Raw genomic sequence first — 18,032 nt, forward strand, 5'->3', positions numbered from 1 at the left:
TCTCCCCCCTATGCCGAGACTACTAGTAGCGCGGCTGCCCAGACAAGCAGTATCGCACCGCCCAACCGCGTCGGCAGATTGCCTGCCGTCTGTTTTTCGACCAGGCTAAACAAGCCGACCAGCGCCATCCAGAACACGTTCATCACACCGACGGCAAACATTACCAGCATCAGCGCCCAGCAGCATCCAAGGCACCACAGGCCCTGCTCTATACCGAGCCGGAAAATGCGAATGGGCCTGGCGCTCCAGTTGGCGAACAGGACCGAGAACGGATTTCTGCACTTCTCCAGACAGGCTTCCTTCAGCCAGCTGAACTGATAGAGACCAGCGATCGACAGCGCGGCTGCTCCGGCAATTCCAAGCAGCGGATCGAGCATCTGCCCGGATGACACGAATGCATGGACTGCGAGGGTCAGGGCAGCGAATATTGCCGAGGCGGCAAGCCAGACGCTCAAATATCCAGCGACCAGGATCAGCGGATGGGCAACGGGTTCCCCCTTGATTCGGGCGGTATCTGCGATCTCGCAATAGGTGCGGATCATCGGCGCCGCGGAGGGCAGCATGGTCGCGATGGCCATCAACAGCCACATCGCGGTGAGTGCCCCGCCTTGCGCGCCTACGCTTGCGCGAAGCGGCGCCGGCGCCAGGCAAAGGGCGAAGAAACGCGCAAGGAAATCCGGCAGCGGCAGTTGCGGCAGGTATTCCAGCACGGCGTCGCCGGGTACATCGGCGCCCGGGAGCCGGCTCACCGCCCCCCGAACTGCCATTGCGCCGAGAAGGAGCCAGGCAAGGGCGATGCCCATGCCGGCAACGACGCTCACCGTCAGTCGAGGGCTGCGCGCAACGCTCGCCATCGCGCGGCCGGTGCCGTCGAGGTGGCTGAAATCGTCTTGTTGGCCGGTCATGGCAACCGAATGGGCCGAATCGCCGCGTTGATCAAGCCGCATCACCTGACCTATATGGACCAGCAGGCCGGACGGGCCTCACCTCGCAATCCGGAAGCCGAATTTGAACCATCGGGAAACAGCACGGATACTGGTCGCTGGCAGCGGCCCCGCGGGGCTGATCGCGGCGCTTGGCTTTACCGAGGCGGGTTTTCCCGTGACGCTCGTCGGACCCGACGCCGCCGGCCCCGACGGCCGGACGACAGCCTTGATGAACCCTGCCCTGAAGATGTTCGAACGGCTAGGGATCTTCGACGGAATCAGGCCGCACGCAGCGCCGCTCAAGGTGATGCGTATCGTTGACGCAACCAACCGGCTGATCCGCAGCCCGACAGTGACCTTTCGCGCCAGCGAGATCAACGAAGAGCAATTCGGGCTGAACTTGCCCAACAGCGTTCTCAACCGCATGCTAGCCGAGGCTGTCGCGCATTCGGGCATCGAATGGCGAAAGTCGATGGTGGAGGCATGGCGCCTCGATGCCGACCATGCCCATGCCGTTCTCGCCGACGGCAGCGACGTTGAGGCATCGTTGGCAGTTGCCGCCGATGGCCGTCAGTCGCCGGCCCGCGAGGCAGCCGGCATCCGCACCTCGATCCGATCCTATCCGCAGGCGGCGTTGGTGCTCAATTTCGGTCACCGCAGCGACCATGCCTTCACCTCGACCGAATTCCACACCGAGACCGGTCCGTTCACACAGGTTCCCCTGCCCGGCAACCGGTCCAGCCTTGTCTGGGTGCTCGAACCCAATATCGCCAAGGACCTTGCAGCACTCGACGACGCCGAGCTTTCGACGCGGGTCGAACAGCGAATGCAATCGATGTTGGGCCGCGTGTCGGTTGAGCCCGGCCGGCAGATCTACCCACTTTCAGCGGTGAGCCCGTGGCGGTTTGCGCATCGCCGCGTGGCACTTGTCGGTGAAGCCGCCCACGTGTTTCCCCCAATTGGCGCACAAGGCCTCAATCTCGGCATCCGGGACATCGACGACCTGATTGGTGCCGCAAGCAGAAACCGCTCGGACCCGGGCGCCCCCAAGGCGCTTGCAGCCTATGATTTCAAGCGGCGGCCGGACATTCTGGCGCGCAGCAGCGCGGTCAACCTGCTCAACATGTCGTTGCTTTCCGACATGCTGCCGGCTCAGATGGTGCGCAGCGCTGGCCTTGGCGCGCTTGAGGGGTTTGCGCCGTTACGGGCGTTTTTCATGCGTGAGGGTCTTCGACCCGGCAGCGGTTTTGCGGCGTTTTTTGGCGGATTGCGAAAACCGGCTGAGCGATAGCGATCTTGGCCACCGCCCTTGATCCGCATCTCGCGATGCTCAACCCGGCATCAAGGGGATCGGGATTGAATTGACGCGGCGTATGCGCCAAATAATGACGATGTCGACCTTAAGGTCTGGGCCAGTCTTTGCCGGACCGGTTCGTAAGAATCTAAAGTCCTGGAGCGTTCCTTGCGTGTTCCAGGATGCGTGGCGTTCAAGAAGTTCAAGTGGTGAGTGCGATGAAGACAGCCAAATTCTCGATCGGACAGGTGGTTCGGCACCGGCTGTTTCCGTTCCGCGGCGTCATTTTCGACGTCGATCCGCAATTCGCCAATACTGACGAATGGTACGAGGCGATCCCCGCTGACGTGCGGCCGCGCAAGGACCAGCCTTTCTATCATCTGCTCGCCGAGAATTCCGAAACGGAATACATCGCCTATGTGTCCGAGCAGAATTTACTCGAGGACCGGTCGGGCGAACCGGTCCGGCATCCGCAGATTGGTGAAATGTTCGACAAGAAGCCTGACGGGCGCTACGAGCCGAAGTACCAATTGAGACATTGACTTAGCCGGGATCTGGCTGGACTGGGACAGGCTTGAGACATGGCTGGACCCGACAAACAGCCGGTCCAAACGAAAAAAGCGGGGCATGAACCCCGCTTTTTTGTTGGTTCGAAAACCCGTCGATCAGTTGGCGGCCTTCGCCTTTTCCTGCTCTTCCTTGAGCTTCTTGGCAAAATCCTGATTGTTCTTGGCGACGAACTCCTGGAGCTTCTTCTGTCGGTCCTCGATGTCCGACTGCTGCAGCGGCGGGCCGTCGAAGGCGCCGCTGAAGCCGGTCAGCGCAATCTTGATCGGGTTCGGCTGGTTCTGGAAATTGACCGAGGTGAGCGTCAGCGCCGATCCCTTCTTGAAGGATGCGACAAGCTGATCGCTCAGCGGCACTTCCGCCACGCAGCGATCCGGAAAACAGATCACATAGTCGAGCTTCTGCGCCTTGCCGCCGTCGATCTGGAGGCCGATGCCGGGAGGAACGAGACGGCCGGTCGGAACCGTCACCTGGAACACCTTGCGGTTCACCTTGCCCTTCAATTCGATCAGGCTGACGCCGGTGATGAGCTGGCCGTTGCCGGCGGTGGTGATGTTCTGGACATTGCAGATGTCGACGTCTTCCTGCTTGGTGCAGGCCTTGAACCAGCCTTGCGGAATCTGCTGTTGCTGCTGCGCGGAAGCAGCGGGAATCCCGGCGCCCAGAATGCCGACCACGCCAGCGGCCATGACCGACAGGCGGTACGCGTTGCTGTTCAGGCTCGTCATGTCGTGCATTCCTCTCAAATGATCCCGGAACCGGCTTTTTTCATGCCGTGTGGTCCAGCTACCTGTTGCCGAAATGAGGCAACAGAATGACTTCGGACGGCGTGTTACACTGCAAGCGGTGCCGAATCCAGCCCGGGTCTCGCGAATCTTGGCCGAGGGATAGGCTCAACGGGTTGGCCGGTGCACGACCTGCTCATGTATGCTGCGCATCGAATCGGGAAGGAGACGGTCATGGGCCGCGTTGTCGTTTGGCTGATCGCCGCAATGTTGTTTGTCGGCCTTTCCCTGCAGCCGGCCCTGTCGGAACCGAAGCACGCGCTTGCCATGCAGGGCGAGCCGGCGCTGCCGGCCGACTATAAGCATTTCAACTACGTCAACCCCGACGCGCCGAAAGGCGGCAGCATTACCTATTGCGTCGTCCGCAGCTTCGACAATCTCAATCCGTTCATCCTGAGAAGCCAGCGCACCCCAGCGCGCGGCATGATGGATCAAGCCTTTGGCAATCTTGTCTTCGAGCCGTTGATGCAGCGCAACTACGACGAGGCCTTCAGTCTCTACGGCCTGCTCGCCGATACCGCCGACATGGATCCCGAGCGCAAGAGCATCGAATTCCACCTCGATCCCAACGCCAAATGGTCGGACGGCGAGCCGGTGACGCCGGAAGACGTGTTGTTTACCTATGACGTCTTCACCGAGAAGGGCCGCCCACCTTACAGCCAGCGAATGAAAGCGATTGCCAAGCTCGAAAAGACCGGCGACCGCAGTGTGCGCTTCACCTTCAACGACAAGGCCGACCGCGAATTTCCTTTGATCATTGCGCTGACGCCGATCATCCCGAAACACGCGTTCAACAAGGACACCTTCGACAGGACGACGCTAAAGCCGGTGATCGGCAGCGGGCCTTACACGGTGGCGCAAGTCGTGCCCGGTCAGCGCATCGTGTTCAAGCGCAATCCGGACTATTGGGGCAAGGACGTGCCGTCCAAGCGCGGCTTCGACAATTACGACCAGATCACCATCGAATATTTCCTCAACGCCAACGCCAAGCAGGAAGCGTTCAAGAAAGGCATCTGCGCCATTGACGACGACAGCGACCCGGTCAAACGCGAGCGCGATCTCGATTTTCCGGCCTTCCACAGGGGCGAGGTCATCGCCGAAACTTTCGATACCGGCATTCCGCCGGTGGTCAACGGTTTCCTGTTCAACACGCGGCTGCCGAAATTTTCCAATCCGGTCGTGCGGCGCGCGCTCGGCATGCTCTACGATTTCGAATGGGCCAACAAGAATCTGTTCGGCGGCAAATACACGCGCACGATGAGCTTTTGGCAGAATTCCGAGCTGTCCGCGCTCGGCCACCCGGCCAGCGAAAAGGAAAAGGCCCTGCTGGCCCCCTACCCCGGCCGCGTGCCCGCAGATGTCATGGACGGCACCTACAGGCCGCCCGCTACCGACGGCTCCGGCCAGGACCGCAAGGTGCTGAAGGCGGCATTCGAGCTGCTGAAGAGCGCGGGCTATACGGTGCAGGACGGCGCGATGCTCGATCCCGAGGGAAAGCCGTTCGGTTTCGAGATCCTGACCGCCTCGCAGGACGAAGAGCGACTTGCCACTATCTATCAGCGCACCCTTGAGAAGCTCGGCATCGATGTCGGCATCCGCAGCCTCGACGGTGATCAGATCCAGTCGCGCAAGCAGCGTTTCGATTTCGAGGTGCTGGTCGGCTCGACCGGTTTCAACAACTCGCTGTCGCCCGGTATCGAGCAAACCGGGCGCTGGGGATCCGCTGCCGCCAAGGCCGAAGGCTCGTTCAACCTGGCGGGTGTCGCCGACCCCGCAGTGGATGCGGCGATCGAGGCGATGCTGAGAGCTCGTTCGAAGGAGGACTCCGTCGCCGCCGTCCGCGTTCTCGACCGGCTGCTGATCTCCGGCAACTACATGGTGCCGACGCAGCACAACAACCAGCAATGGCTCGCTTATTGGAACTATCTGGAACATCCGCAAAAGACGCCCATATACGGTTATCAGTTGCCGACCTGGTGGCGCAAACCGAAGTGACCTCTTCACAACAGGAGATCAAGATGAACGACGAGAACTCGATTACCGTCGATGTGGTCTCCGACGTCGTGTGCCCCTGGTGCTTTATCGGCCAGAAACGGCTCGACAAGGCGATTGCCGCCGTCGATATCGACGTTCACATACGCTGGCGGCCCTTCCAACTCGACCCGACAATCCCGCCCGAAGGCAAGAACCGCCGCGACTATATGGTGGCGAAATTCGGCAGCGAGCAACGCATTCGCGAAATCCATGCCCGGATCGAGCCGCTGGGCGAGGCTGAAGGCATCTCCTTCGCCTTCGACGCCATCAAGGTCGCGCCCAATACGCTGGATGCGCACCGTCTCATTCGCTGGGCCGGCACGGCCGGCGAGGCCATTCAGAATCGGCTGGTGCGCCGGCTATTCCAGCTGAATTTCGAGGAAGGCGCCAATCTCGGCGATCATGCCGTGCTGATCGAAGCCGCCCGCGAGGCCGGCATGGATGCCTCCGTGGTCGAAACGCTTCTGCCGACCGACGCCGATGTAGAGGCGGTGCGCACCGAAATCGCCACCGCTTCGCGCATGGGCATATCGGGTGTGCCGTGCTTTCTGCTTGAAGGCAAATATGCGGTGATGGGTGCCCAGGACGCCGATACGCTCGCCGATGCACTCCGCCAGGTCGCCGCGGCCAAGGCACGCGGCGAACTGGAAACAGCGAACTGAGTCGGACTATTTCACGGTCACCTTGGCCTTGCTGACGAAAAAGCCATGGCCATGCTTGCCGGTGCAGGTCAATCCCTTGGTGGATGACTGGCAGGAAAACGGCCCCTTGCTCCAGCTGTTGCCGTACGCCAGCCTGGTGACGTCGCCGCAGCAGCCTTGCTCGCCCGGATTCTTGATCAGCGTCGCCGGACCTTTCGGGCCGAGGATGACGGTGACGTAGCTGGGCTCGACGCGCGAACAGCTCAACTCCGGTCCGCCATCCTGCGGCTCGTAGGTGCTGGTGCCGCCGTTCGGCGTGTAGATGCAGCCAATATTGCCGGACGGCGTGTTGAACTCGATCTGTCCCTCGGCGTTTGCGGGAACGGTCTGGCTGCCGGCATATGTTTGCGGCAGCCAGGCAAACATCGCGAGCATCGCCACAAACAATGTCCGTGCAAGCATGGCGAACTTCCCCCCGGTTCAAACCTGGATGCGTCCGGCAGGTTCGATCCGAAGCGCGTGTTTGTCAAACGCGGTTTGTGCGCGCTCTTAAAAAGGCACGGGCCAATTGATATTGATCTTCATCCTGGACTGTGTCGGCAAAGTCATTGCTTGGCCGACTACGGGGTCCTGACAAGGCGGCTTCAACCACGAATCATATGGTCACTTTCTGGTCGCCGACCAGGTCGGGGCTGACCGTGAAGGCGGTTCAGGCTGTGAAGATCGACCGCTGGACGGCGCTTCTATGTTCACAAAGCTGTGTGAAGACCTTCCCTTGGGGAAGGTCACTGCTTGCTCCGGCTCAGGCAAGTAACTATTTGAAATTGCGTTGGTATTCCGCCCCTCGAAGCATGACGGCATAGCGCCATGATCATTCATTCTGTTGCTCCACTGCAACGGCCGGCGAGCTAAGCCACCTGCGACTGGTGAAAAGCTAATGGAAAATGATCAATTGGTGTTACTGTCCGTAACAAAAGAAAAATCGTTTGGGCGGGATAGTGATTCGGGTCGATAGACCAACGCGACATTCAATATCGGAAAAATGGCTCCGCGGTGCCGCAAGGCAGTCGCCCCTGACGCCCGTATCGTCGATGCGCAGCTTCTGGGGGCTGATGCGGGTCTACTGGTTCTCGGACCGCTGGAGGGAAGCCTGGACGCTGACGCTGGTGATCGCGCTGATCATCGCGCTGTCCAGCAAAGCCGACGTCTGGTTTACGGTAGCTGGGGCTGAGCTGGCGACTTCGATCGCTTTTTTCCACGATGCCGCGAACACGACGCCACTCAAGACAATACTGACCAACGCCGGTTGGCTGGTGCTGCTGGTCCTGCTCAAGGACTTGGTTATTGCCGGCATTCACAACCTGGTTTCCAAGACATTGCATCGCAAATGGCGTGGCTGGCTGGACAGCCGATTCAACGAGGCCCTGCTCGACTCTAACCATACGCATTTCCATGCCCAGCATGGCTCTTCCGGGAATGCAGCTCCCGACAATATCGACCAGCGCGTGCAGGAATCCATCAAGGCCATGACTGGCGGAGCCATCGGGCTTGCTTCGGGTGTGCTAAGCGTCTTCGCTTCGTTCTACTTTCTCGGTGGCGAATTGCTGAAAAACTCTGTCGAGGTGAAGGGCCTGGAGTTTCTCGGCAGCTACGGCAGCGCCGTCCTTGCTCTCCTGGCAATCGCTGTGTATGTGCCGTTCAACACCTGGATCGCATTGAAACTCGGCCGAATGCTGGAGTGGCTAAACGTCAGAATGCAGCAGGCCGAAGGCAGTTACCGCAGCGAGTTGATCACATTCCTGCGCCGCAGTTTTCATGTCGCCGCATCGCAGGGCGAGAATGTGCAGAAGACTGTAAACAGCCAGCGTTATGCCGACATTGACCGTACCTGGGCCAGACTGAACATCGTCAATACTGGCTACGCCTCGTTCGAGCTGATCTATAATTTCATCGGTGCCAAGATTGTCGCTTTCGGGCCAGGGCTCGTGCCCTTCATCCACAACGGCCTCGACCTCAAGGGTTATCTGACAGCTTCCGGCCAGGTCGATAAGCTGATCAGCAACTGTTCGTGGTTCATCCATGTGATGCCGGACATCGCCACCTTGCGCGCCAACAGCCAGCGCGTCATCGAATTGGCGCAGGCAATCGAGAACGTGCAGCAGCCACAGGAATTCTATCAGCAGACCGGCCGGTCCGACTTCCGCTACGACCACCAGAACCCGGTTTTCGGACTGACCATCCAGAAGCTCGAACTGGCGCATCAGGGCGAGGACGCAACGCCCTTCCTGAGTGCCGCGAACTTGCGCTTCCGGCGTGGCGAGTGGACTTTCCTCAAGGGCGAATCCGGTTGCGGCAAGACCTCGCTCGTCAAGGCGATCAACGGCCTGTGGCCTTATGGCCGCGGCACCATCGTCTTCCCGGAAGGGGTCAGGAGTTTCTACGCCGCCCAGGAGGTGAAGCTGCAGCAGGTCTCGTTGAAGCAACTGGTCTGCCTGCCCGGTTCCGAGCATGATTACGCCGACATGCAGGTCGCATCCGCCCTGCACAAGGCCGGCCTCGGCGATTTCATCGAGCATTTGGCCGATGAGAGCCGTGAAGGAAAGATCTGGGATCAGGTTCTCTCGGGTGGGCAGAAACAGAAGCTGGTTGTCGCCCGCATCGTGCTGCAGCAGCCGGGATTGCTGTTCCTCGATGAAGCCACCGGCGCGCTCGACCCCGATGGACGGATCGCCTTCCACCAGGCGATCAAGGACAATTGCCCTGATGCAACCGTGATCTCGATCATGCATGAGGCGACGCCGCCGAGATCGCTCGCGGGCACCGAATTCTACCACAGCGTGGTTGCGATCGCCGACGGGGTCGCTACCAAGAAGCCGCTGGTTCCGAGCTTGCCGGTAGAGCTCACCACCATCCTCACGCAGCCGACACGGCCGGCCGAGGACAAGTGGCTGCGCTTTCCCCGCCGGCTGAAGCAGAGATAGCTGCGGCACCACTGCCGGCATCCAGCCACTGCCACGTAGCCCGATCACAGTCTCGCGATCCGCCGGTTTGCCGCCGTTTTAACCCGCTCTCGCGATTGACTCGGCAAGGCGCGCTCCTATGTTGCGCCGGCTTGCAGAATCTCAACTCGAACCCGCGAGCAGAAAGGTCACCGCGCCATGCCTGGCGACAGTCACAGTCGAACGCAACCGCCGTCCGCTTGACGTGACCTGACAGGCTCACGTCCTGCCGGACGGCAAGGAGTGAGCCATGAACGAGTTTTCCCCTGTCGCGGGCGGCGATGCCATCGCCATCGCTCGCGTACTTGCCAACGAACACGTCGCCGACCTCGTCGAGGCCTTGAACCAGGAGCCCCGCGAGACGGCATCGGAGCTGCTTTGCGAAGTGCCGTTCGGGCGGCTGGTCGAGATCTTCGACCAGCCTGAACTCGACGGCGCATCCGAACTGGTCGAGGCGCTGCCACGCATCAAGGCAGGCAGACTGCTTGCCGCCATGTCGGTCGATCGCGCCGCCGACATACTGCGCGATCTGAACGAGCCGGCTCGTTCCGAACTGCTTGGTGGCCTGGCGCCACCGCTGCGCGCGACGCTGCTTGCCATTCTCGGCTATCCCGAAGGCAGCGCCGCCTCGCTCATGACGACCGAATATGTCAGCGTGCCGCCGGACTGGAGCGTGGCCCGCACGCTGGATTATATCCGCAAGGTGGAGCGGACGCGCGAAACCGTCTACGCGATCTACATCGTCGATCCGCAAACACATGTCCTGTTGCGCTCGACCAGCCTGCGTCGACTGATCGCTGGCGGGCCCGACGAGCTGATCATGGCAATCGCGCCGGATCGTGCGCCTGTCACCGTTTCACCGCTGACCGACAGTGAAAAGGTTGCTCAGCTGATCTCGAAATATGATCTGCTCGCCGTTCCGGTCGTGGACAACGGCAAACTGCTCGGCATCGTTACCATCGACGATATTATCGACACGATGATCGAGGAAACGACGGAGGATGTGCATCGTTTCGGCGGCATGGAGGCTCTCGACGAGCCCTATATGAAGATGGGCTTTCTGGCGATGATCCAGAAACGCGCCGGCTGGCTGTGCGCGCTGTTTATCAGCGAGATGCTGACCGCCAACGCGATGCAAAGTTACGAGGGCGAGCTGGAAAAGGCGATCGTGCTGACGCTATTTATTCCATTGATCATGAGCTCCGGCGGCAATTCCGGCTCGCAGGCGACCTCGCTCGTCATCCGGGCGCTGGCACTGCGCGAGATCGGCCTTGGCGACTGGTGGCGGGTGGCCCTGCGCGAGCTGCCCACCGGCCTGGTGCTTGGCTCGATCCTTGGCGTGGTCGGCGTCTGCCGCATCGCGCTCTGGCAGTATCTCGGCTTCTACGACTACGGCCCGCACTGGCCGCTGATCGCAATGACGATCGGCGCCACGCTGGTTGGCATCGTCACCTTCGGCTCGCTGTCTGGATCGATGCTGCCGTTCGCCCTGAAGCGCATGGGCTTCGACCCGGCCAGCGCATCGGCCCCGTTCGTCGCCACGCTGGTCGACGTCACCGGGCTGGTGATCTATTTTTCTGTGGCGCTGGTGATCCTGCGCGGAACGTTGCTGTAAGAAAACGCACGCACTTTCATCGCGGCAATTTCGTTGCCGCGATGGGTTGTCGTCGCGTCAGACGCGCTCACCATCTCTCACCCGGTAAGTCGGCTTGTACATGGTGACGAGTTCTTCCGCGGCGGTCGGATGCACCGCCATGGTGCGATCGAAATCATCCTTGGTCAGGCCGGCCTTCAGCGGTATGCCGAGAAGCTGCGCCATTTCGCCGGCATCCGGCCCGAGAATGTGGGCGCCGAGGACCCTTTTCGAGGCGCCGTCGACGACCAGCTTCATCAGCATCTTTTCGTCGCGGCCGGAAAGTGTGTGCCGCATCGGCCGGAAGGTGGCGCGGTAGATTTCAACATCCGAAAAGCGCTTTGCCGCCTCATCCTCCGACAGGCCGACCGTACCGATCTCGGGCTGCGAAAAGACGGCGGTAGCGATCGTGTCATGGTTGGGCGCCGTCGGCTTGTCCTTGAAGGCGGTGTCGACAAAGCACATCGCCTCGTGGATTGCCACCGGCGTCAATTGCACCCGATGGGTGACGTCACCGATTGCCCAGATGTTGTCGATGTTGGTGCGGGAGTATTCGTCGACGTGGATTGCCCCGGTTTTGGTCATCTCGATGCCGACGCCTTCCAGGCCCATGTTCTCGGTATTGGGAATGCGGCCGATGGCGAGCATGACCTGGTCGACCGTCAGCACCGTGCCGCCGGTGACAAGCGCGTCGAGCCGGCCGTCAGGCCGCTTCCTGACCCACTCGGACACGGCGTGGCAGAGGATTTTTATCCCCTTCTTTTCCATCGTTTCGTGCAGCACACGTCTGAGATCCATGTCGAAACGGCTGAGGATCTCCTTGCCGCGGTAGACCAGCGTCGTGTCGACGCCGAGGCCGTGAAAGATGTTGGCGAATTCGACGGCGATATAGCCGCCGCCCTCGATCATGATTGCCTTCGGCAGTTCCTTGAGGTCGAAGGCCTCGTTGGAAAAGATGCAGTGCTCATGGCCGGGCAATGCCGGATGCGGCGCCGGTCGCCCGCCGGTAGCGATCAGGATCTGGTCGGCGGTAACGGTGCGATCCTCACCAAGAAGATGCACCACATGCCGATCGACCAGGATGGCGCGCGAATGAAAGACCTCGCCGCCGGCGCCCTGCACGTTCTTCTTGTAGATGGCCTCCAGCCTGCTGATTTCGCGGTCCTTGTTGGCGACCAGCGTCTGCCAGTCGAAACGCGCCTCAGGCACCGTCCAGCCATAACCGGCGGCGTCGGCGAAATGCTCGGGGAATTGCGAGGCGTAGACATAGAGCTTCTTCGGCACGCAGCCACGGATCACGCATGTGCCGCCATAGCGGTATTCCTCGGCAATGCCGACACGCTTGCCGAGTGCGGCCGCGACGCGCGCCGCCCTCACCCCGCCGGAGCCGCCGCCGATGACGAAAAGATCGTAGTCGTAACCGGCCATGGCTGAACTCCTTGCCCCTCAAACCCCGAGACAGGTAGGCTGCCGACTATCAAAAGAAAAGCCCGGATTTGCCGGGCTTTTGGTCCAGTGGCGGTCAGGCGGCCCGGAAGTCCGCAATCAATTCGGTGTAGCGTCCGCGGGAGCTGCGCCATCGGCCGGAGCGGTACCGTCGGCAGGTGCAGCCGGCGCCTTGGCATTCGCCGCTGCACCCAGGGTCTCGCCGACCTGCTGGGCGAGATCGCGAGCCAGGCCGTTCTGCCAGATCTCGGCAGCCTTCACCAGTTCGCGCGTCACGATCGGGCCGTTGTCGAGCAGCTTCTTGCCGGAATCGGAATTGTAGAAGGCGGCGATTTCATTGAGTTCCTTTTCCGAGAACACCTTTGCATAGGCGAGCGCCGCTTCCTTTTCCAGGTCGGCGCGGCGCGATGCCAAGGCCATCGCCTTCTCGTTGATCGTCTTTGCGATCAGTTCCTGCATGTCCGGGTTCTTCTGGATCAGCTGCTGCTCCAGTGCCGCGGCCGCTTGCGGCAGGATGCTGTCGAACGTATCCGTCGCATGGATCGCCGCGACGGCGGCGCGCGCCGCCTTCAAATGCGCATCGGTGACGTCCTGCGAAAACGCAGGCGACGAAAACGCGAAAACGGCCGAGGCCGCCAGAATGGCAAAAAAGCGGCCAACCCGGTTATGCAACATCATGATCGGTAAAACTCCCTGATTTTCGGGCGGCATGGACGGTTTGGATGCCGTCGCCGCCGGCTATGATGGCCGTTGATGCCAGCCCGATGAAAAGACCATGCTCGACCACGCCCGGAATGGCGTGGAGAGCATTCGAAAGCGCTCTTGTATCCGGAATGCGGCCAAAAGATGCATCGAGGATAAAATGGCCGCCGTCTGTAACAAATGGCTGGCTCCCCGTCATCCTCAATGTAACAGGGCCGGAAAGGCCAAGGTTTGCGGCCGCCGCGCCGACCGCAATTTCGGTGGCGCGCAGACCAAACCGGTTGACTTCGATGGGCAGCGGAAAACGGCCGATCATCTCGACCATCTTGGAGCTGTCGGCGATGACGATCATGCGGGCGGAGGCCGCCGCGACGATCTTTTCGCGCAGCAGCGCGCCGCCGCCGCCCTTGATCAACGTCAGCGCCGGATCGATCTCGTCGGCGCCGTCGATGGTGAGGTCGAGCTCGGGGGTTTGCTCGAGGGTGGACAGCGGCACACCAAGCTCGGTGCAAAGGACGGCGGTGCGCTCCGAGGTCGGCACGCCGATGACAGTCAGGCCGGTGGCGACCTTGTCGGCGAGCAGCCGCACGAACTCGTCCGCCGTCGTGCCGGTGCCGATGCCGAGCCGCATGCCATCCGTGACATGGGCAAGCGCTGCCCGCGCGGCCTCAACCTTCAATTGCCTCGCATCCATGCCGGGTCCCGAGATTTGTTTCGGCGCTCGTAGCATTTTTGCCGGGCTGGTCAAAGGACCTTGCCCACGGTGGATAAGCCGGCTTGCCTGAACGGGCCGCAGCGTTTATCGCCTGCCGGCAATCAAATCGTCACAGGACAGGCCATGACCCGACCGATCATCGTGTTCGACCTCGACGGGACGCTGATCGACACGGCGCCGGACCTGCTCGACAGTCTCAACCACAGCCTTGCCGCCAGCCAGCTCGCGGCCGTCGACGAAGCCGGCTTCAGGCGCTTCGTTGGCCATGGCGGCCGGGTGATGATCGAGCGCGCCCACGCAGCGCAGCACAGGTCGCTGGCAGTGGAGGAGCACGATCGCCTGCTCAAGCTGTTTCTGGACCATTACACCGTTAACATCCCCGGCAAATCGCGCCCCTATCCCGGCGTCCCCGGGGCGATCGCGCGGTTCGAGGCGGCCGGCTACCTGCTGGCCATCTGCACCAATAAATACGAGGCCAATTCGGTGGCGCTGATCGAGGCGCTCGGCATGACCAGGCATTTCGCGGCGATCTGCGGCCAGGACAGTTTTCCGTTCCGCAAGCCAGACCCGCGCCATCTCACGCTGACCATCGCGCGCGCCGGCGGCGACCCGCACCGTGCACTGATGGTCGGTGATTCGCAGACCGACATCGACACGGCAAAGGCCGCCGGGATTCCGGTGGTGGCAGTCGATTTCGGCTACACCGACCGTCATGTGCGAGAGTTCGAACCGTCGGCGGTGATCTCGCATTTCGATTCGCTGACGCTCGATCTGGTACAAGGGCTGATGGCCGCGGCAGAAGGCTGAAAGCTGCCCATCGGGCGGACCGCCAAATGCCGACCGACAAGTGGTTGACTTAGCAGGCCGGCCTCCCTTATATCGCGGCGCGCTTGGCCTTCGGGCAACGAGCGGGCGATTAGCTCAGCGGGAGAGCACACCCTTCACACGGGTGGGGTCGCAGGTTCAATCCCTGCATCGCCCACCATCTGCTTTCCTGAGTCAATTCCAAGCCGGAGCGGCTAGCAGCTGCAGGTCGCCCCCTCGCCGCCAAAATTCTTTTGGGCGAAATTCAAAGCGCTGCTGTAGCTCGTATAGCTCTGGAACTGACAAACGTCGGAGCCGGCCCGCACCTTCATCTGCTCGATATCCCAGAACGAAACCTCGATACGATCGTCGGCGCAATAGACTGTATAGCGTTCAGGTTCCAGCGCCTCGGCTTTCTGGACAGGCATCGAAATGGCCGGAATGGAAAATATGAAAAGTACAAATATGATGGCACGATGCATTTGCATGTAGACCCCCCGAATGACCGCCGGCACTATTATGGCCGCGATGTTGAGGCGACGCATCATGATTTTAAGCGACCTGCCTTTCTTTCGGCGGCCATAAATCAGGTACGGCCGGCGCCTCCTTGTAGCGCAACGCTCCGCGATCCCGGAACAAACCTGCATGGAAACGAGTTTCTGCTCATCGAAATGTGAGGGAAAGCCATGTCCAGACTTGTTTTGGCGGCCGCCGTGCTGCTTGTCGGCGGATCGGCCTTTGCCGCGGACGAAAATCCGGTGCCGCCGCAGAATGCCAAGAAGCTGTCGGAAATCATCGCCAAGGTCGAGCAGCGCGACGACTTCCGCTATATCAAGGAAATCGATTGGGACAGCGATGGCTACACCGTCATTTATTACACGAGCGACAAGGCCAAAGTTGAAATCACCTATGATCCGGTGACAGCCGCGCCGAAATGAAGCTGGCCGCCAACGGTCCAGATTCTAAAAAATGGCGCGCCTCGAAGGCCCCCGGCCTTCGGCACACGCTTGCGTAGACATGACTTTGATGGCTGACTGGGTGCTATCATTGCGCGCGGGGGTGGGCATGGCGGCGGTAAAGCACGTATTGAAACGCTTTCTGATGATGCTCGCGGGTTATTTCATAGCGGTACTGGTTGGGCTGATCGCGGTGGCGGCGATCTATGGCGGGCTGAGTTCGCTGCCAAATGCGCCGAATTATTTCGACGTCATGGGTGTCACCCCCATTGCGGTGCTGCTGTTGCCGCCGCTCGGCATGTTCATCTATTTTCTGACGATCGTGCTGACGGGCCTGCAGACGCTGATCTTCGCACTGATTGCCGAGTTTTTCTCGCTGCGCAGTTTTTGGCTGCACATGGTCTTCGGCGCGGCGGCCGCTGTTGGCGGCTTCGCCTTGATCTGGCCCAGTGTACCGGATGACACGAACCCGGAGCGCTGGGCCGATATCGGCATCATTGCCGCCGCAGGCGTTGTCGCGGGCCTGGTCTATTGGCTCATCGCCGGACGCGATGCCGGTTTCCGGCGTCCACTGTTTCAGCGCTAGAACCGCATTCGTCAGCTTGCCGGCGAACGCACCGCTTCCGTGCTGTCGAGCGCCTGCTGCAGCCTTGTATCGCGGCCGTAGACGTCGTTGAAATATTCGACGGTGCCGGACAGGTCCGGCCACGCGGTGAAATAGGCGACATAGACCGGGATCTTGCGTGTCACGTCCTCGGTCGAATGTCCGTGTTTCAGTTTGTCCTCGATGTAGTCGACCGAGGTGCCGAGCACGGCAGCGGCCATGCCGCGCGGATCCTGCAAGCGAACGCAGCCATGGCTGAGCGCACGCATGTCGCGCTGGAAAAACGACTTCTGCGGCGTATCATGCATGTAGATTGCATGCTTGTTGGGGAACAGTATCTTCAGCTCGCCCAGCGCATTGGCCTCGCTTGGCAGCTGGCGCACGCCGTAGGGTATCTTTGCGCCGTAGGCGCCCCAATTGACCGAGGACGAGGGAATGCGCTTGCCGCGGGCATCGACCACCTCGTAGCCGGCGCGGTCGAGATAGCCAGGATCCCGGCGCAGCCGCGGCAGCATCTCGTTGACCAGGATCGACTGCGGCACGCCCCAATAGGGATGGAAGTCGACCTGCTCTATCTGGTCATAGAAGAAAGCAGTCTGGTTGGTGGGCCTGCCAACCACGGCGCGGGTCTTCAGCTTCTCCTCGCCATCATCGATATAGCTCGCGGTGAAAGCCGGCTGGTTGATGAAGACGCGCGGGCTGCCAAGGTCGGAAGGCAACCAGCGCAACTCTTCGAGCGCAACCCGAACCTTCTGAACTTTGTCGGCCTTGGACGTTCCGGCCAACGATGCAACGGTACGCGGGCCGATGACGCCGTCGCCTTTCATGCCGGCCCGTTTCTGCACCGCCTGGATCACCGGCACCAGCTCCGGATCGTAGACCTCGCTGGTAGCGAGCCTCGCCAGGACCTCGCCATAGGCGCCGCCCATCTCGTCATCGAGATTGCGCGCGATCTTTGTCAAAAGCTTCGGCAGCTCGGGGCTGGTCTGCCCCGGCTTCAACAGCAGATTGGGATCGATGGTGATTTCGTCTTCGGCGCTGGCCTGGAGCGCTTCCAGTTCGACGCGCAGCGCCTGATACTCGGAATTCTGTGGATGCCGCGACTCGAGATAAGCGCGCACTTGCTGGGTATGGGCCAGCGTCTTCAGCACCCCTTCCATGTCGAGCGGCTTCGGCGGAAAATCGTAGTAGCCGGTCATGCGGTTGGGATCGACGCGGCCGCTTTGTGCGTCACGGGCGTAGCGCAGGACACGCGCCGACAGCGCCATCTCGAAGCGGACCAGCTCTTTCAGGCGTTCATCGGCATTGCCGGCCGATGTGCCTGTTGCCGGAACTTCAACGGTGTAGTCGGCGGGAGTCAGGCCGTAGCTCGCGGCCTCGCCCAGCACCCGCACGGCATCCTGGGCACGGCTGCTGGGACTGGTTCCCGCCACCCAGATGAAATCCGGATTGGCCGAGTAATAGGCGATCAGCGCCTTGGCGATGTCCTTCTCGGCGTAAAGGTCATAGCCGTCGAGGCCGGCAATGGCTTCGCGGAATGCAGCCCCAGTGGCCGCCGGCTCGAAAGCAGCGTCCTGAGGCGTTGCTGGTTCAGGCGCTGCCGACAGTGCCGAAAAATCGACGCGCACCAGCGGATCGCTCTTGTAGGTATAATAGGACGGGCCGCTGATTTGCGCACCACCACCGGAAGCGGCCGGCGCCTTGGGCTTCGGCTTGTATTTTGACGGTGGCGGCGGAAAGTTACCTTTCGGCGGTGCGTGTTTGACGCCGCCGCCGAAAAGCATGTCGAAGAACCCTTGCGCTTCAGCCTTCGGCGCCCCGAAGGCCAGCATTGCCGCGGCCACCGCAAACGGCAGCACGGTTGCTTTGTTTCCAAGGAGTTTCATGGATCACCCGCTCCGGTTGAACCGGATCCCGTTCCGCACC

17 protein-coding genes and 1 tRNA gene are annotated in these 18,032 nt (G+C 61.3%); 10 read left to right on the forward strand and 8 right to left on the reverse strand.

All coding sequences use genetic code 11. The features are described 5' to 3' along the window. Nucleotides 1–8: 8 nt before the first annotated feature. Nucleotides 9–905, reverse strand: a complete 897-nt coding sequence (locus NKJ15_RS12850; RefSeq protein ID WP_352815563.1) for a DUF2182 domain-containing protein — start codon at nucleotides 903–905, stop codon at nucleotides 9–11. Between the two features lie 103 nt (nucleotides 906–1,008). Between NKJ15_RS12850 and NKJ15_RS12855 the strand changes: the two genes are divergently transcribed. After that, entirely contained in the window at nucleotides 1,009–2,217 is a 1,209-nt protein-coding gene (locus NKJ15_RS12855) for a UbiH/UbiF family hydroxylase (protein ID WP_352815565.1), read from the forward strand. 221 nt (nucleotides 2,218–2,438) lie between these two features. Further along, nucleotides 2,439–2,762: a heat shock protein HspQ gene (gene hspQ / locus NKJ15_RS12860; protein WP_352613626.1), complete on the forward strand. Its 324-nt coding sequence runs from the start codon at nucleotides 2,439–2,441 to the stop codon at nucleotides 2,760–2,762. 123 nt (nucleotides 2,763–2,885) lie between these two features. Here hspQ and NKJ15_RS12865 read toward each other — a convergent pair whose 3' ends face one another. Next, nucleotides 2,886–3,515 (reverse strand): invasion associated locus B family protein, encoded by a 630-nt coding sequence (locus NKJ15_RS12865; RefSeq protein ID WP_352448908.1) that lies wholly within the window; start codon nucleotides 3,513–3,515, stop codon nucleotides 2,886–2,888. Between the two features lie 231 nt (nucleotides 3,516–3,746). Between NKJ15_RS12865 and NKJ15_RS12870 the strand changes: the two genes are divergently transcribed. Together NKJ15_RS12870 and NKJ15_RS12875 are read left to right on the forward strand one after the other, a co-directional pair. Then, complete coding sequence (locus tag NKJ15_RS12870; protein WP_352815567.1) at nucleotides 3,747–5,567, forward strand: extracellular solute-binding protein; 1,821 nt, start codon at nucleotides 3,747–3,749, stop codon at nucleotides 5,565–5,567. Nucleotides 5,568–5,590: 23 nt separating this feature from the next. Further along, nucleotides 5,591–6,268, forward strand: a complete 678-nt coding sequence (locus NKJ15_RS12875; RefSeq protein WP_352456761.1) for a DsbA family oxidoreductase — start codon at nucleotides 5,591–5,593, stop codon at nucleotides 6,266–6,268. A 6-nt stretch (nucleotides 6,269–6,274) separates the two neighbouring features. Here the strand turns inward: NKJ15_RS12875 and NKJ15_RS12880 are convergent, their stop codons facing one another. Next, nucleotides 6,275–6,709 (reverse strand): hypothetical protein, encoded by a 435-nt coding sequence (locus NKJ15_RS12880; RefSeq protein ID WP_352815569.1) that lies wholly within the window; start codon nucleotides 6,707–6,709, stop codon nucleotides 6,275–6,277. 629 nt (nucleotides 6,710–7,338) lie between these two features. On the opposite strand from NKJ15_RS12880, the gene NKJ15_RS12885 reads away from it, so the two are divergent. Then, nucleotides 7,339–9,228, forward strand: a complete 1,890-nt coding sequence (locus tag NKJ15_RS12885) for an ABC transporter ATP-binding protein/permease (protein ID WP_352682747.1) — start codon at nucleotides 7,339–7,341, stop codon at nucleotides 9,226–9,228. 268 nt (nucleotides 9,229–9,496) lie between these two features. Continuing rightward, on the forward strand, nucleotides 9,497–10,861 hold the full coding sequence (gene mgtE / locus NKJ15_RS12890) for a magnesium transporter (RefSeq protein WP_352815571.1): 1,365 nt from the start codon (nucleotides 9,497–9,499) through the stop codon (nucleotides 10,859–10,861). A 57-nt stretch (nucleotides 10,862–10,918) separates the two neighbouring features. On the opposite strand, the gene gor is transcribed toward mgtE, so the two are convergent. The 3 genes from gor to rpiA all read right to left on the reverse strand — a co-directional run bounded on the left by gor (nucleotide 10,919) and on the right by rpiA (nucleotide 13,721). Further along, nucleotides 10,919–12,307, reverse strand: a complete 1,389-nt coding sequence (gor, locus tag NKJ15_RS12895) for a glutathione-disulfide reductase (RefSeq protein WP_352815573.1) — start codon at nucleotides 12,305–12,307, stop codon at nucleotides 10,919–10,921. Between the two features lie 117 nt (nucleotides 12,308–12,424). Then, entirely contained in the window at nucleotides 12,425–13,003 is a 579-nt protein-coding gene (locus NKJ15_RS12900) for a DUF2059 domain-containing protein (protein ID WP_352448901.1), read from the reverse strand. After that, the gene (rpiA, locus tag NKJ15_RS12905) at nucleotides 12,990–13,721 is read right to left on the reverse strand and encodes a ribose-5-phosphate isomerase RpiA (RefSeq protein WP_352815575.1); all 732 of its coding nucleotides are present in this window, start codon (nucleotides 13,719–13,721) and stop codon (nucleotides 12,990–12,992) included. Before rpiA ends, NKJ15_RS12900 begins: the two co-directional genes overlap by 14 nt. Before the next feature lie 144 nt (nucleotides 13,722–13,865). Here rpiA and NKJ15_RS12910 point away from each other — a divergent pair, with 144 nt between their 5' ends. Continuing rightward, on the forward strand, nucleotides 13,866–14,549 hold the full coding sequence (locus tag NKJ15_RS12910; RefSeq protein WP_352448899.1) for a phosphoglycolate phosphatase: 684 nt from the start codon (nucleotides 13,866–13,868) through the stop codon (nucleotides 14,547–14,549). 103 nt (nucleotides 14,550–14,652) lie between these two features. Continuing rightward, nucleotides 14,653–14,727 (forward strand) — tRNA-Val (locus NKJ15_RS12915). Nucleotides 14,728–14,761: 34 nt separating this feature from the next. Here NKJ15_RS12915 and NKJ15_RS12920 read toward each other — a convergent pair. Beyond that, nucleotides 14,762–15,094, reverse strand: coding sequence for a hypothetical protein (locus NKJ15_RS12920; protein WP_352815576.1), 333 nt, complete (start codon nucleotides 15,092–15,094; stop codon nucleotides 14,762–14,764). Nucleotides 15,095–15,232: 138 nt separating this feature from the next. Here NKJ15_RS12920 and NKJ15_RS12925 point away from each other — a divergent pair, with 138 nt between their 5' ends. Then, a complete protein-coding gene (locus NKJ15_RS12925) occupies nucleotides 15,233–15,484 on the forward strand; it encodes a PepSY domain-containing protein (RefSeq protein ID WP_023675031.1) in 252 nt (83 codons plus the stop codon). Between the two features lie 127 nt (nucleotides 15,485–15,611). Beyond that, nucleotides 15,612–16,088, forward strand: coding sequence for a hypothetical protein (locus tag NKJ15_RS12930; protein ID WP_352815664.1), 477 nt, complete (start codon nucleotides 15,612–15,614; stop codon nucleotides 16,086–16,088). A gap of 11 nt (nucleotides 16,089–16,099) precedes the next feature. Here the strand turns inward: NKJ15_RS12930 and NKJ15_RS12935 are convergent, their stop codons facing one another. Next, nucleotides 16,100–17,992, reverse strand: coding sequence for a L,D-transpeptidase family protein (locus tag NKJ15_RS12935; protein WP_352815578.1), 1,893 nt, complete (start codon nucleotides 17,990–17,992; stop codon nucleotides 16,100–16,102). Between the last annotated feature and the right edge of the window lie 40 nt (nucleotides 17,993–18,032).

Source organism: Mesorhizobium sp. M0207 (genome assembly GCF_040321995.1).
Taxonomy (GTDB): Bacteria; Pseudomonadota; Alphaproteobacteria; order Rhizobiales; family Rhizobiaceae; genus Mesorhizobium.